Source organism: Methanolobus sp. ZRKC2, assembly GCF_045291185.1.
In the GTDB taxonomy this organism is placed as follows: Archaea; Halobacteriota; Methanosarcinia; order Methanosarcinales; family Methanosarcinaceae; genus Methanolobus.
On sequence record NZ_CP146980.1, the window covers coordinates 798,638 to 813,714 of the forward strand.

Below are 15,077 nucleotides of genomic sequence, written 5' to 3' on the forward strand. Positions count from 1 at the left end.
CCGAAAAATGTTAGGTATAGACGACCCACAAATATGGATTGCATATGTTTTGTGCTTCCTGAGCGCAATAGGATGTATAGTATATGGCGCATTGAAATGGAATGACGGAGTGGACGAGACTGTCTGCAGTACAGCAAAGCCAACATCAACAGTGGATGAGGAGGTTTATTGATGGCGGTAAGTACACCAATCCTTGGCATTGCCGTACTCATCTACATGATAGTAGTATTTTACTTAGGCTGGCTTGGCTATAAGCAAACAAAGGATTCAGATGACTATATGCTTGCAGGCCGTAAAGTTAACCCACTTGTGCTGGCGCTGTCCTACGGTGCGGCGTTTATAAGCACTTCTGCCATCATAGGTTTTGGAGGATATGCCGGAGCCTTCGGCATGGGCGTGCTCTGGCTTGTTTTCATGAATATCTTCGTAGGTATATTCATAGCATTCGTGCTTTTCGGATCAAGGACCAGGCGCATGGGCGTCAATCTTGGGGCAGTCACATTTCCCGAACTTATCGGGAGGAGGTTCCAGTCACGTTTCATACAGGGTTTTGCCGGTGCACTGATAACTATTTTCATGCCCTTGTATGCAGGAAGTGTCCTCATAGGAGGAGCACGTTTCATGGAAACTGCCCTGAATATCGAATATAACAGTGCAGTACTTATTCTTGCAGCGATAGTAGCTGCTTACGTTATAACAGGCGGACTCATTGCCGTTATGTATACCGACGCCCTTCAGGGAGGGCTGATGTTTATCGGTATGGCCATCCTTTTCGTTCTTACTTACTCTAAACTTGGTGGTGTCGTGGAAGCGCACCAGTCGCTTACCGACATGGCTCACCTCGTACCTGAGAACCTGGCAGCCATAGGACACACTGGCTGGACCTCTATGCCCGAGCTCGGCTCACCCGTCTGGTGGACACTTTTTTCCACGATAATACTCGGTGTTGGAATTGGTGTGCTTGCACAGCCACAGCTTGCGGTAAGGTTCATGACTGTCAGAAATACACGCTCACTCAAGAGAGCTGTGCTCTCAGGAGGACCTTTCATTTTTATGATGGCAGGAGTTGCCTACGTTGTAGGTGCACTTTCAAATGTTTACTTCCTGGACACAAGAGGTATGATATCACTGGAGGCTGCAGGCGGTAACATTGATGTAATCATGCCTGAGTACATCAACAGTGCCATGCCCGACTATTTTGTGATATTCTTCCTCCTGACATTGCTTGCAGCAGCCATGTCAACATTGAGCTCCCAGTTCCATACAATGGGAACAGCAATTGGACATGATTTTTACAGGGAATTCTTAATGAAAGGAAATGTATCTAAAACAATAAGTATCACGAGAGCGGGAATAGCAACAACCATACTCATCAGTGTAGTACTTGCTTATATTCTCCCTATCGGAATAATCGCCCGGGCTACAGCGATATTTTTCGGAATCTGCGCCGCTGCGTTTCTCCCTATGTACACAGGAGCACTCTTCTGGAAGCGTATGAACAGACAGGGAGCAACAGCTAGCCTGCTTGTCGGAACTTTCAGTAGTCTTTTATGGCTTACATTCGTGCATGCAAAAGAAGCGAGTGCCCTGGGAATCAGTAAAGCCCTGTTCGGTGTGGATACCATACTTACGGGTACCTGGACAGTAATTGACCCGATACTTGTCGCTACTCCCCTGGCATTTCTTACGGCGATTCTTGTAAGCCTGGCAACAAAACCCGATCCTCAGGAACATCTCGAAATGTGTTTTAAAGAATAATTTTACAGGCAGAAAACTGCCTTTTTTATTTTTTTGATAGTATTATTTTTGATATTTTGGCTTCCCTCATATTGATTATTTGTAAATGTAATTTACATAGATTTAAATAATGGAGTGTGATAACATATAACACAGAACGAGTATCATGATTTATAATTAAATTAAAAAGGAGATGAAAAATGCTTGGAATCGATGATCCACAAATATGGATAGCGTACGTTCTTTGTTTTTTAAGTGCGCTAGGCTGTATAATATATGGAGCCCTGAAATGGAATGACGGACAGGAAGAAGATGTTGGCAGTACGGTAAAACCAACCGGCATACCTGATGAGGAGGTATACTGATGGCAGTAAGTACACCGGTACTCGGGGTTGTTGTCCTGATCTACATGATGATCATCTTCTATCTTGGATGGCTTGGGTACAAAAGGACAAAGGAATCCGAAGATTACATGGTTGCAGGCAGGAAAATCCATCCCTACATCCTGGCTGTTTCGTATGGAGCCACTTTTATCAGTACTTCCGCAATAGTAGGATTCGGAGGTGCGGCAGGTGCACTTGGAATGGGCTTGCTATGGCTGGCTTTTATGAATATTCTTGTAGGTATATTCATAGCATTTGTGGTATTCGGAAAAAGAACACGCCGGATGGGCTTGAAGCTGGATGCAGTCACATTCCCGGAATTGCTTGGAAAAAGATTCCAGTCACGCTTTATCCAGGGATTTTCAGGTGCCCTTATTGGTATATTCATGCCTCTTTATGCCGGCATCGTATTGATCGGCGGTGCGAGATTCGTAGAAGCGACATTGAATATTAATTATGATGTTGCTGTGCTTATTCTTACTGTTATTGTCGCGGCTTATGTTATAACCGGAGGACTTATTGCAGTCATGTATACAGATGCCCTGCAAGGAAGTCTTATGTTCGTCGGAATGGCATTTTTACTTATATTTACTTATATTAAACTCGGAGGCATAAATGCAGCTCATTCGGCACTTACATCAATGAGTGGCATGGTTCCAGAAAGTCTTGCCAACGGGGGACATCTCGGATGGACAGCCATGCCTGCATTCGGATCACCCATATGGTGGACGCTTGTATCAACGCTTGTGCTTGGCGTGGGAATAGGAGTACTTGCACAACCCCAGCTTGCCGTCAGATTCATGACTGTCAAAAACGATCAAGCCCTCAATAGAGCCGTACTGGTAGGAGGACCATTCATACTGATGATGACAGGAGTGGCTTTCACAGTCGGTGCACTTTCAAATGTTTACTTCTTTGATACCCTGGAACAGATTTCCGTTGTAGTTGCCGGCGGTAATACTGACCTGATAATACCCGAATACATCAATAGCTCCATGCCTGACATCTTTGTTGTCCTGTTCATGCTTGCTTTGCTTGCTGCTGCGATGTCAACACTGAGTTCACAGTTCCATACAATGGGAACGGCTATAGGACATGATTTTTACCGGGAATTCATTAAAAAAGGAGATATAGGCCAAACGGTTAATATCACCAAGATAGCCATAGCCTTTACAATTCTTGTAAGTGTCATACTCGCATACATCCTGCCAATTAGCATAATTGCCAGAGCAACTGCAATATTCTTCGGGCTCTGTGCCGCTGCATTCCTTCCTACATACGCAGGAGCGCTCTTCTGGAAACGCATGACAAGGGAAGGCGCAATCGCCAGCTTGCTGGTAGGAACATTCGCCAGCTTATTCTGGCTTGGATTCGTGCACGCAAAAGAAGCAGTTCCCCTTGGAATTAGTAAAGCCCTATTCGGAGTTGACACGCTACTGACAGGCACATGGACAGTTGTTGATCCGATACTCGTTGCCACACCTCTGGCTTTCATTGCTGCAATCGTCGTAAGCCTGGCAACAAAACCAATACCAATGGATCATCTTGAGAATTGCTTTGAAAAATAGATGTCATAAAGTGGGCACGGAAAGCCCACAAACTTTTTTTAAAAATACAGTTATTTTTTATGGTTTCAGCAGGTGGAACTACAAAAGTTCAACTGAAAGTAATTGAAAACCAACTTAGATTTTGAGGAAGGCAAAAGTCCTATGACGAGAACTAGAGGGGATATATGTTTTAATAATTATAATCGACTTTTGCCTAAGGTACATTCGACACGATGAAATATAAATCTAACCATAGGAATATTATAAAAAGGAAGTCAGTTATGTATTTTTAGTCCTGAAATATGATACTGTCATTCACTTCCATTACAATTACATCGGCGTCAGATACTTCTTTTACAGCCGATACAAAAACATCCGGGTCTTGCTTTATTTTTTCATAAGTATTATAGTGCATGGGAATTGCTATTTTTGGGTTCAACATGCTCACTGCAAGCGCAGCATCCCGGGAATTCATGGTATACCGCCCTCCTATTGGAAGTATCACAACATCCGGGCGATAAAGATCACCTATCAATTCCATGTCTCTGAAAATACCGGTATCACCTGCATGATAAATAGAAATATTCCCTGCACGGATAAGAAAACCTGCTGCACGTCCCCCATCAAAAGTATGACCAGACTCATCTATTGAGGATGAGTGACGGGCATCTGTCATAGTTATGGAGAACCCGTACAAATCAATAGAACCTCCGATATTCATTCCTTCAGTCAGTATTCCTTTGGATTTCAGATACTGGGAAAGTTCATGAATACATACGACCTTGCAACCGGCCCTCAGGGCGATTTCAACAGTGTCCCCAAGATGATCACGATGGCCGTGTGTTACGGCGATTAAGTCAGGCTCAAGATCAGAGAGAGAAACAGTCGCCGCAGGATTATCAGTTATAAAAGGATCGATAAGGACCCTCCTTCCATGCATGATCTCAAAGCAGGAATGTCCAAGCCATGTGAGTCTAACTTTGTTCATGTGCGAAGAATAGTTCTAATAAATAATAATTTTGTGTCAGAATGATTATATGCTTGTGACAAAATATACTAATTGGATTTATGGAAATTGGAATTGTTATTCACGGACCGGATGTTGTAGATTCCGGAATGGCACATGAAATTATTGATATTTTGAGTGGGTTTGGGAAAACAACTGCCAGAATGGCAGGCACTATAGGTAAGACCGCAGTACTTGATGCCCATCTGGAAGAAACCATAGATATAACTACTTCACTTAAGCCAAGTGCATGCATTGAAGATTTCTTCCGGACAAAAGATGCTGTTTTCCTGCTTAATCAGGGAAAAAGCATTGACAATGGTCGTATTTTTGCAAGTATTGTGGTCTCGAAACTCAAAGACAGAAATGAAAAACCACTAATACAGATAGAAAGTCCGTCAAGATCCGAGGGAGAGGTTATTCCGTGGAATAACAGTTCGGTAGCCCTTGCAACTGAAATAGCTCAATTGCTTGGGATTAACCTGTCCGACGTGCCGGAAGTCGTCAGGCCTATACGAATAGAGGATCATGGCCACAGGATTATCAGGAAAATCTATGGAGTTCATCCGGGTGAAAAGATACTAGTCAACGGTATTATCGTAGGACAGGCAATGTCTGAAGATATACACATCGTTACTGAAGACGGGCTTATTCGTGATATAAAAGGGGCGCAGGTCAAAGAACATGGTCTCGAAAAGCTTCATAAATATGAAAAAAGAGAAACTATAGATATCACAAAATGTTGGGTCAAAAGCGGTCCCCTAAGAAGCAATAATTTCTTAGTACGTAGGCAGGCATTAACTATAGCCAAGACAGGTGCCTTAGACACAACGAGTACGGAGATTATGCAAACATCTCCCCCAACTGCGATACGGGCTGTTATCATCGATCATGAAGCCGAAAGGTCCTTTGAACTTGCAGAAGGCGCACAGGTGGCAATAACTATTGGCGATGACACAACAGAAATAGCCGGCGACATACTTTTCAGGCTGAAAATACCGATAATCGGAATAACCGACGGAGACCTGGATGGTTTTTCGCACAGGAAGCACATCTATCCGGGATCTATAATATTCAGGGTTAAAGACGGCTATGATGATATTATTGGGAAAAAGATCCGATCAGAGATATTTCAGGGACAAGACTCTGGTTCTTTCGATTCTCTATTTAAACTGAAAGACCAGGTCAGATTGCTGGCTGACAGTGCAATAAAATTCAGTACAAATTATTAATTTTTTTCCACTTTAATTATGAGCATATATAACTTTAAATATAATAATTGCATACTATGTTGTAGAGCTCAAAATGAGCAAGATATATAATAAGGGGTTATTATGAAAGACTATGAAGTCAAAATACTGGATGACACAGACTATAAGTTCATTGAAGCTTTGAAAAGTCTGGGAATGTCAAGGAACGTCGCAACAACACTCACTTATCTCTCAAATGTAGATGAAGCATCCTCACAGGAAATTGAGATGAGCACCGGACTCAGGCAGCCGGAAGTTAGTGTTGCTATGAGACAGATGCGCGAAAGAAACTGGATTGATATCCACAACAAGAAAGCTGTTGGAAAGGGCAGACCTACTAAGATCTACAAGCTCTCCGCACCGGTTGAAGATATCATCAAGCACTATGAGCGCAAGATCATAGAAGATACAAAAACAACAATGGATGCCATTACTAAACTGAAGAACATCACACGTAAAATGTGATATCTTCATTTGTGCCCGGTAAATTTTAACCCTGTGATGCTATACACATTATAGTTAAGTTGCCGGACACGGCCATTCCATCAAATGGAACGGCCTGCCCTTCTTTTAAAATAAGGACCGTTTCCTGATTAATATCAAGCAGGTCCAATACTTTTTCATATGTAGTGCCCTCCGAGACTTCCAGTTCTTTGCCGGATTCGTCGGAGTTGAGTATTTTTATATTCAAGTGTATGTTCAATCTGTGGTTTCACCGCCTTCAGATCTAAGGTCATCGAGGTTTTCTTGTAGCAGCTTTTCTTCTAATTCTACGTTTTTCTTTTCACCTTTTCTTTCATAACCTCTTTTCTGGAACTTTGACATACTAAAGCACCTCAAATAGCATCTGTTTCGATAGGCTTTAATCCTTTCGGGACTCCGGTAAAAAAGGAGATTGTTTCATATGACATATGATTTTTGAAAATTAGTGTGCTACATTTTCCTGAAAATCTCAAGAGTTACCAGTATATTAATATTATAGCAGGCCTAAATATATAACCAGAAATAGCAGCTGAGCCATACATATGAACGATGGAAAAAAAATTCAGCGATCCGAAGATATTCTTAAAGAAATTGAAGGTAAAAGTTCTCTTTTTCTGTATAAAGAAAAGGTAGAAATACCCGAATGCATCAAAGATCTTATTCTGTATCACTATGACTTTTTTGATGGTGCAATTGTCCATATGTACTGGAGCGAGTCCTCTGACCTGATAATTGAGTCAGTCGACAAAAATGTTATGTCGCTTGGTATTTCAAGAAATTTAACAAATACCATGATCAAGCTTGAAAGACTGATCACAGGCAGAGATTCCTTTATAGTTCTTGATAGTCTGGAAGAATTGACACTGGAAGTTGGCAGGAAACCCTGTTCCAGGTTTCTTTCAGTGCTCCTCAGGAGAAAAAGGGAACAAAATAAAACCATTCTTTCTTTTTTCAAAATAAATTCCTTTAATTCTGATTCTGAACACTATATAAGCAGATCATTTGACAACATTTTCAGGATAGACGATAACGGCATACTGAAACCTGAAAACAGTACTCTTTCCGGTCAAATAGACTCATCTTCAAATGATAAAGCAGACTCAGATGTGAGTTCTGAAATGGAAAAAATAAAAGATATATTCAGGCTGACGCCTGAAGAGAAAAAAGAACTTGATGAAATAGTCGGTGATAAAGTCAAAGAATTTACTATTTCCTGAAACTTTTCACCAGATATAATATCATATCAGCTTTTTTGCGATACTCTTTAACTGCAGGCAATAATCGCATTCCGGATCGTCTTCCATGACGAGTTTTCTTGACCATGCACGTGCAACGTGATCATCAAAGGTTATAGAACCCAGCAGATCGGTGCCAAGTTTATTACTGAAATCCTTAATTACTGCTTCGATTTCCTGTTGCTTGTCCCGGGGAGTCCTGTTGAAAAGTAGGTTTGCCCTGGTGCCTAGCTTGTCTGCCATACTGGAAAGTATGTAAGTTCCCCGTATATCCTGCACATCAACAGTGGAGATGATCGTAGCCTTATCCACAAGATTCATCGTCAGCAGACTGGAGCGGTTTATTCCCGGGCTGCAATCAAAAAGCAAATGATCCATTGAAAGATCCCTTTGTAAGACATTTATGAGCTCAGACATCTTTTCCTTAGCTTCTGTCGGAGTATTGAATAATGAGGAGATATCTTCCTCACATGCCCTTGCAGGAACTATATAGAGCTCAAGTTCATTATGTTTATAGACGACATCATCTGCCCTGCATTTGCCCTGCAGGAAATCAATAAGTGTAAGATTATATTTTATGTCAAAGAGTGAATGAATACCAGGACCGTTTACATCAGTGTCCACAATGCACACCTTCTCACCACCCATCGCAAGTAAGACTCCAAGATTTCCAACAAGGGTAGTCTTTCCCGTACCGCCTTTATATGAATGGAAACTTAACAGCATACATCTCACCCCAATAGCTGGTCGAGCTTATCCTCTACTTCCTCAACAGCCGACCAATGAGAATCTTTTTCTTGCTCAGCCTTTCTCTTCATAGAGTAATATATCTTTTTACCCTTTCTTTCCCTCTCAAGCCATCCACCCCTGTACAGTTCGTTGAGGTACTTGTTTTCTATTGACCTATGCCTTCCGGTAACAAGACTTACTTCATCTGCAGTACAGAACTCTAATTTCGAAACAGCAAATAATGATTTCCTGATGGAATCGGGAACCGTAAGAAAAACGGCCATCTTGTCTTCAATCGGTGGAGAAGAGTATGTTTCAAGCTTAGAAAGACGTGACTCCATTGATTTTAAACGCCTGTCAATATCATACAGATATTCCAGAATATCATTACTGCTTTGTGGATCAGACATAATTATCAACACAACAAAATGGATAAAGTGATATTTCTACTCTCTACTAAATTTAATAGATGTGATAATATATAAATCTACTCAATTCGGCATCCCCACATCGATATGAGAAGCATAGAACAATATTTGAATCTTTTTGCAGTTCGACAAATATATAAAGAATCACAGCATACATTTGGAGGGAAATCGTTATGAGAAGTTCATCTTTTATAAGAGGGCTGGATGAGGTTCTCGATGGAGGGTTCATTAGACCATCCACAATTCTGATAGCAGGCAGCGCAGGCTCCGGCAAGACAAATATCTGCCTTCAGTCACTGTTTGAAGCTGCAAAAAACGGAGAGGACTGTGTATATATATCACTGCTTTCCGAATCAAAAATGAAAATAATCCGATCGCTTTCATCCTTTAGTTTTTTTTCCGAAGATGTAATTGACTCAGGAAAACTCAGGATCTGCCCCATCAGTTCAGACACCATTTCAAAAGGCGATTTTTCGATATTCGAATATATGAACGAGCATGTGTTGAGCTCCTCACCTTCAAGAGTTGTAATTGACCCTATTACCATCCTTGCAGATATAGACAGCACCTTCGAGGAAAGACAGTTTAGAGGCTGTGAACTCAGGACATTCGTCCAGAATCTTTTTTATGAGTTTGAGGAAAAAGAAATAATACTAATGGTAACAGGAGAAATACCTGAAGAAAATATTACTTCCAGTGCCTGGTCTTATATGGTTGACACGATTCTTCAGCTTAAAAGGAAAAAAGACCGGAAAAATGTTCATCGGTATATCGAAATAATTAAGACAAGAGGAAGCAATTTTGTTGCAGGGGAGCACTTATTCAGAATTGACCCTCATGGAATTAGCCTGATACGGAACTGTAAATGAAAAATCAGTCAATAAATAACATTGAGTTTCTTCAGATATTCAGACCCTTAAGTTCACGATGGCTATGCTTTTTTATGATATTATTCAATCGCATGCGTACCGTTTTTAGTTTTTCTTCACTTGTAGAGTAAGAAAGAATTTCAACTATCTGGTCAATCATAAAATTATAATCTCTCTCCGTACCTGAGTCCCTGAGCTTTTGCAGTGCGATTTCTGAAACTTCAGGCGTCCACTCTGCATCACTATAATACACCTTGTCCTCAATCTCCAGTTTTTTCCTTGCAACACTATTGTTTACCCTTACAAAAATAAGCTCCACTATATGTGAATCACCCACAAACTCATTCATGAACTGCATGATATCCATGACAACTTCAAAATAGGGAATCTCGGGGTTTTCGCATGCTTTGAATAGCTGGGAAATTTCCCGACGCATATTACTTTCAATTGGTTCCACAAGGTCTGTAACAATCTCGTCGATTATCATTGAGCATTCTTCTACACTGATCTCGGAAGATACCGCATGGGAATCCCTTACCTGAACATTATACTTCCCGCAATACTTCAACAATTCTTTACGCAATCTCAAAACATCCAGGTTCATAAAAATACCACGTTATCTTTCTAAGAGTTGGTCACGAAATTATTCAGGAAAACATTCATCTCCCTAAGAAGTTTTCTATCAAGCAAATGACTTGAATTCATGAGAAGATCCTCAAATCTGACAATATCTTTCCTGGATATTGACTTTCCCATCTTCGACCTGAACATCAGGGATTCATAGGAATCGATCAGCTCAGGCATTACCATTCGCGGATAGTTTCCTGCAACAGTTTTCAGAAGAACTCTTGCCTTGGGATATGCGAGAAGCAAATAACTCTTATAGCGGGCTGATACTGTACAATCATTGTCGTTGATCTTCTCGAACATAAGTTTATCTTTAAAGAAGCGAGCTGCTTCAGAGTTGTCAGGCATAGTTATGACATTCGACTTCAGGTATTCTACCGAGATTGCAAAAAGCAGTCTTCCCACTCCAATATGCCTGAAAGAAGGATGAACTTCTATACTTCGAAGCAAATGGACCGAACGTTTTACAACACTTTTCTTTCCCCTATGCATTCTTTCAACGTCATCCGCAATCTTTTCAAATCGTGCAAATCCTAAAAGCCTGCTCTGTTCATCCACGGCTACAAATAAGGCATGTCCGGAACTTATTGACTTCTTAAGCAGGAAATCATAGGGCATACCAAATTTTTGGTGAAAATAATTGAAGCCGGATAAATTTGCCAGGCCTACCTCAATGACAAGGCTATCAACGACTGATTCAGAGCCAATTAAGCCGTAAGAGATACTTCCGGCCTTATGCAGTACAGACATACCATTGATCGACATTTTATTCCATTTTTTATTCAGACGTTTGCAAGCTCTTTCAGGGAGAAATACGTATACCTGCCCTTCTTAAAAGACGTAACGAACTGTGCCTGTTCCATATGCTCTATAATAGTAGATAGTTCATCGAAACCAATTATACAGCCTCTTGAGTTTACCTGGTTCTCAAGCTGTTTAAGAGTTACAGAACCAAGGTTCTTCAGCTCCTCAATGATTAATTGTTCGTAATCCCCTGCCGGATATTCCTGGATGTCATTCATGGTATTCATTTCAGGTACTGTGATATCAGGAATCTTTGACCCGGACTGTTTCAAACTTTCCACCTGTTCACGCAATTGCATGACCTCAGCCTGGATACTGGTAACTATTTCGATGTTTACCATCGATTGTTGCTGCTGTTGCATCGATAAAAGCGATCCTTTTAACTCTTCCCGGAGTGCGGCAAAGGAATTGGAAATACCGAGTACTTCGTTGCGATCAGCTTTTGAATTCAAGTCCTCCTCAATCTTGGATATATCAGCATCCATAATCGGCAAATTGGATACCTCACCCGTATTACCGGTGGACAGAGCCGATTCAAGAGAGCCATTCATTTTTTTCAATGCTTTTGTATGCAGATTTACAGCCTTTGCAATTCCCTGCATCTGGCTATTTATCTCCTCAATATTCGCAGAATTAGACTTTATGTCATCTAGTTGAGTATTCTGCAGTTCAGCTATGAACTTTACATTTTCAGTCAGGTTGGAAAGTTCAGTTGTAGCATTGTTGATCTCCGACCAAATACAATCAATGGACCTTTCATGAGATACAACCTTCTCAACAGTATATTCACGGCTTCCGGTCTCCACAAAAGAACGGAAGTCCTGGGAACTGTAATTTGGAACATGTTGTGACAACAATTTAAATAATTCTACATACGTCGCATGAATCTGTTTTACAGAAACAAGCTTTGATGAAGTTGCATCAGAAAGACCTTTCACATGGAAAACGCCGTTTTCAAACCTGAAAAAATCGACGCCTGCACTGAAATTGCGTACCTTATCCCTGGTATTTTCAACAATCTCCGAGGATTCTCTGTCACCGAAGATATTCAGCAGCGCACCATACAGGTCATTTAAGGTCTTAGCATAAGTAATTTCAAGTACATCAGGAGGAACCTTTGCAGCATCAAGTGTTTCGGCACTTATAGAGTCTTCTGCTTTCACGACCCTCCTTAAGCGCTTGGAAAAAACATCAAAGTCCTTCCTTAGTTGCTTGAAATCACTCAAGCCGGACCTTGTTGACAGTTCATTTTTGATGTATGATAATTCTTCGGACTGGCCATCCAAATTTATGTTCACTTTTTCCTGGAGTTCTGCAAACTGGGTTTCTAATTCAAGATACTTTTTTTCCAGTTCAGGATAAGGCATGTCATCCATTGATAAGTGTAGCTCTTGAGAGCTTTCAGCAGTTTCACACCCGTCGTTCACCCAATTTTCGACCTCAACCCGGACAGATTTGTCCTCTCCTGCTTCTTCGTTATGCATGGATACTTCCGTTTCGGGGATTTCGATATGATCTTCAGAAGATTCCTGGATAACATCGGTTATATTTTCACAAATATCTTCCAGGACATGGGTTTCAACTGATTTCATATTTACCGGTTCTTCATCCGGACATTCAGAATCGGCTTCATGGAACATTGAGACATCCTGGAATGAAACATCTTCCCTGCTGGATGGTATAGTCACATCATCATCAAGGTCTGCTATCACATTATCCTCTCCGGGACAGCATTCAGAAATGGCACCATTTTCATTGTTCACTGCGACACCTCATACAAATGATTCCAGTTTGTGCTTAATGTCCGGTATCCATTCAGCTTCACACATATCAGCAACATAATCACCATGCAGAGGACGTATCTGATCCCTTATGATCATCTCCAGAAGTAAAGGCCAGAGATCTTCGGTCATCCATTTGGGAGATGATGCTATTTCATTAAACGCCATTGCAAGTACCTGTTCAACTTCACCCCTGCCCATTACACCTGTTATCTTTTCCTTGATATCGGCAAGTATTTCCATGTTCTTTTTATATTCAGACGACTGGGTATACATTTCATTGAACACGATTTTTGAGAGTTCCCGTAATTCCGAAGCAACTTCATCGGAATAATTAGATAACTGGTCATTGGTCATGGGACGCTGCTCAAATATGTGCTGGACTACCTGTCTTGCAACCTCAATCTTGTTCATGTCTTCCGAAAGATCTGCCTTGCCGGTGAAAAGAGAAATCAAAAGGGCCCCTTTACCAACGGATGAAAATATCACGGTCCCGAAATCATACTCAATGACAGAACGGCGAAGGCCCATTGCAAGCTGCTGACTTACATGAAGCAGGTTATGGCTGATCAGGTTTGTTAGCTCAAAGATTTTAGGCCCGATGCTCTCCGGGATATATGAAGCATATATCCTGCCATCGGCACCTGCAAACATTATTACGTCAACCTCACTGGCCTTATAGGTCCTCTTTAACTGTGAGACCAGAGCAAATTTCAGAAGCGATACGTCTTCCAGATCATCCTTTGTCTTTTTGGCCACCAGCTTCACCGTACCTTATTATCGTTACTGTATCAATTCTTCCAGTTCACGAAGATCTTCGATCTCTATCAATCCTTCATCCCCGGTATCCGTTGAATCTGCATCAGGAACTTCAAGTATCACTTCTTCAGACCCACTTGCAGCTAACTCAGCTATATCAAGCTGTACATCCGAAGGTACGCTCTCTTCCTTTCTCCTGGCAATCTCTTCTTTTGTAAGCGCATCAGTGAGTCCCTGTGATTCGAAGAATATCTGCAGTGTTTCTTTCGGTGAGAACGGATAGGACCAGTTTTCCTTTACATAAGCAAGACGTTCCAGTACTGTTTCATTTGCCCCGAGATCAGCTGCAGTCCTGATAGCCTTGTCGAATAGATCGTCATATTTGCGCATATCCTCTGCCGATACCAGTGGAGTGGTCCTGACAACAACACCTATACCCCGTACAAAAATATAGGGATATACTTCCTCTCCATGTCTTGTGGCACGCATTTTCACGATCTCAAGAGCCCTGTTGAAAGCACCACCAATAGGCCGGTAGGTAAGATGGACAGCACCGTCAGACATGTATATGGGTATGAGCACATCCTCACCGATAGTTTCACCGGGTGAAGCATGCTCCTCAGTTGTTATCAACACAGGACCCAATTGCTTCATCGTATAGAATAATTTAGTAATAATCTCACGCTGTTCCTGTTTGTCGTTGATAGCCCATGTAAGGGGAGTGAGGGGGTCAATAACAACACGTGTCTTAACAGAGAAGTTCTTATTTGCTTCTACAAGTGCCGGCAATTGCTCATCGACGAGTTTTACGAAATCCTTACCTTTGGAATGGAAGAAGAATAATTCTTTCTCATAGAATTTGTCAAGATTGAAACCAAGCATCCTCGCCTCACGAAGAATCTGTTCAGGAGGTTCTTCCATGCTGATGTACAAGGCATTTTCACCATGTTCCAGCCCGTAGGTAAGATATTGCATTGCAAATGTTGATTTTCCAGTACCACTTGAACCTACCACAAGCAATGTGGTATTATCACGAACACCTCCTTCGATGACCCTGTCAAGGCCTGCGATGCCAGTCGGTATTCTTACTTCCGTACTCATTCCAATTCCTCCAAATCCATAGTTCCAACTTCAAGTTCCATTAAATCACCCTTCTCAATTGCCAGGATCAGAGATTCATTACTGTCAAAGGGGAAACTTTTCTCAATATAGATTGATTCTATTGCAGAACCCATTACTAACATCCGATCACTGATATCGACCCATCCTACATCGTTTTTTTGTAGCACATTGTTAAGAAGTATATTGTTGCTACCATCCTCTACTTTCACACATAGTCCTCTGTAATGTGCAGTCTTTGTGATCACACGAACATTCGCACCGACGAAATCTGACAGATGATCGTCATACGGATCTTTTCTGAAACCTGGCATTTTTGA

19 protein-coding genes are annotated in these 15,077 nt (G+C 41.4%); 8 read left to right on the top strand and 11 right to left on the bottom strand.

Features of this window, described 5'->3' with window-relative positions; all coding sequences use genetic code 11:
• Positions 1-7 precede the first annotated feature (7 nt).
• From V7O62_RS03775 to V7O62_RS03790, 4 genes are all read left to right on the top strand, one after another.
• Complete coding sequence (locus V7O62_RS03775) at positions 8-172, top strand: symporter small accessory protein (RefSeq protein WP_406657686.1); 165 nt, start codon at positions 8-10, stop codon at positions 170-172.
• Positions 172-1,758 carry a sodium:solute symporter gene (locus V7O62_RS03780; RefSeq protein ID WP_406657687.1) on the top strand — a complete coding sequence of 529 codons (1,587 nt, stop codon included), beginning with the start codon at positions 172-174 and terminating at the stop codon, positions 1,756-1,758. The genes V7O62_RS03775 and V7O62_RS03780 overlap by 1 nt, the downstream gene beginning before the upstream one ends.
• 179 nt (positions 1,759-1,937) lie before the next feature.
• Positions 1,938-2,102 (top strand): symporter small accessory protein, encoded by a 165-nt coding sequence (locus V7O62_RS03785; protein ID WP_406657688.1) that lies wholly within the window; start codon positions 1,938-1,940, stop codon positions 2,100-2,102.
• Entirely contained in the window at positions 2,102-3,688 is a 1,587-nt protein-coding gene (locus tag V7O62_RS03790; protein WP_406657689.1) for a sodium:solute symporter, read from the top strand. The genes V7O62_RS03785 and V7O62_RS03790 overlap by 1 nt, the downstream gene beginning before the upstream one ends.
• 268 nt (positions 3,689-3,956) lie before the next feature.
• Here the strand turns inward: V7O62_RS03790 and V7O62_RS03795 are convergent, their stop codons facing one another.
• Entirely contained in the window at positions 3,957-4,655 is a 699-nt protein-coding gene (locus V7O62_RS03795; RefSeq protein WP_406657690.1) for a metal-dependent hydrolase, read from the bottom strand.
• 80 nt (positions 4,656-4,735) lie between these two features.
• On the opposite strand from V7O62_RS03795, the gene V7O62_RS03800 reads away from it, so the two are divergent.
• Both V7O62_RS03800 and V7O62_RS03805 read left to right on the top strand, forming a co-directional pair.
• Positions 4,736-5,905 (top strand): DUF2117 family protein, encoded by a 1,170-nt coding sequence (locus tag V7O62_RS03800; protein ID WP_406657691.1) that lies wholly within the window; start codon positions 4,736-4,738, stop codon positions 5,903-5,905.
• Positions 5,906-6,007: 102 nt separating this feature from the next.
• Positions 6,008-6,388 carry a transcriptional regulator protein gene (locus V7O62_RS03805; RefSeq protein WP_406657692.1) on the top strand — a complete coding sequence of 127 codons (381 nt, stop codon included), beginning with the start codon at positions 6,008-6,010 and terminating at the stop codon, positions 6,386-6,388.
• A 25-nt stretch (positions 6,389-6,413) separates the two neighbouring features.
• Here the strand turns inward: V7O62_RS03805 and V7O62_RS03810 are convergent, their stop codons facing one another.
• Complete coding sequence (locus tag V7O62_RS03810) at positions 6,414-6,626, bottom strand: hypothetical protein (protein ID WP_406657693.1); 213 nt, start codon at positions 6,624-6,626, stop codon at positions 6,414-6,416.
• A complete protein-coding gene (locus tag V7O62_RS03815) occupies positions 6,623-6,748 on the bottom strand; it encodes a hypothetical protein (protein ID WP_406657694.1) in 126 nt (41 codons plus the stop codon). The genes V7O62_RS03810 and V7O62_RS03815 overlap by 4 nt, the downstream gene beginning before the upstream one ends.
• A 200-nt stretch (positions 6,749-6,948) precedes the next feature.
• Between V7O62_RS03815 and V7O62_RS03820 the strand changes: the two genes are divergently transcribed.
• Positions 6,949-7,623, top strand: a complete 675-nt coding sequence (locus V7O62_RS03820) for a hypothetical protein (RefSeq protein WP_406657695.1) — start codon at positions 6,949-6,951, stop codon at positions 7,621-7,623.
• Between the two features lie 21 nt (positions 7,624-7,644).
• Here the strand turns inward: V7O62_RS03820 and V7O62_RS03825 are convergent, their stop codons facing one another.
• Positions 7,645-8,367, bottom strand: a complete 723-nt coding sequence (locus V7O62_RS03825) for a MinD/ParA family protein (protein WP_406657696.1) — start codon at positions 8,365-8,367, stop codon at positions 7,645-7,647.
• Between the two features lie 5 nt (positions 8,368-8,372).
• On the bottom strand, positions 8,373-8,780 hold the full coding sequence (locus V7O62_RS03830) for a hypothetical protein (protein ID WP_406657697.1): 408 nt from the start codon (positions 8,778-8,780) through the stop codon (positions 8,373-8,375).
• A gap of 191 nt (positions 8,781-8,971) precedes the next feature.
• Between V7O62_RS03830 and V7O62_RS03835 the strand changes: the two genes are divergently transcribed.
• The gene (locus V7O62_RS03835) at positions 8,972-9,667 is read left to right on the top strand and encodes an RAD55 family ATPase (protein ID WP_406657698.1); all 696 of its coding nucleotides are present in this window, start codon (positions 8,972-8,974) and stop codon (positions 9,665-9,667) included.
• Positions 9,668-9,698: 31 nt separating this feature from the next.
• Here the strand turns inward: V7O62_RS03835 and V7O62_RS03840 are convergent, their stop codons facing one another.
• From V7O62_RS03840 to V7O62_RS03865, 6 genes are read right to left on the bottom strand one after another with little or no spacing between them, the layout of a single operon-like run.
• Positions 9,699-10,271, bottom strand: coding sequence for a hypothetical protein (locus V7O62_RS03840; protein ID WP_406657699.1), 573 nt, complete (start codon positions 10,269-10,271; stop codon positions 9,699-9,701).
• A gap of 20 nt (positions 10,272-10,291) precedes the next feature.
• Positions 10,292-11,044, bottom strand: coding sequence for a GNAT family N-acetyltransferase (locus V7O62_RS03845; RefSeq protein ID WP_406657700.1), 753 nt, complete (start codon positions 11,042-11,044; stop codon positions 10,292-10,294).
• A 32-nt stretch (positions 11,045-11,076) separates the two neighbouring features.
• On the bottom strand, positions 11,077-12,861 hold the full coding sequence (locus V7O62_RS03850) for a hypothetical protein (protein ID WP_406657701.1): 1,785 nt from the start codon (positions 12,859-12,861) through the stop codon (positions 11,077-11,079).
• Between the two features lie 9 nt (positions 12,862-12,870).
• On the bottom strand, positions 12,871-13,638 hold the full coding sequence (locus V7O62_RS03855; RefSeq protein ID WP_406657702.1) for a hypothetical protein: 768 nt from the start codon (positions 13,636-13,638) through the stop codon (positions 12,871-12,873).
• Between the two features lie 24 nt (positions 13,639-13,662).
• A complete protein-coding gene (locus V7O62_RS03860) occupies positions 13,663-14,739 on the bottom strand; it encodes an RAD55 family ATPase (RefSeq protein ID WP_406657703.1) in 1,077 nt (358 codons plus the stop codon).
• Positions 14,736-15,071 carry a hypothetical protein gene (locus tag V7O62_RS03865; protein ID WP_406657704.1) on the bottom strand — a complete coding sequence of 112 codons (336 nt, stop codon included), beginning with the start codon at positions 15,069-15,071 and terminating at the stop codon, positions 14,736-14,738. The genes V7O62_RS03860 and V7O62_RS03865 overlap by 4 nt, the downstream gene beginning before the upstream one ends.
• Positions 15,072-15,077: the final 6 nt, after the last annotated feature.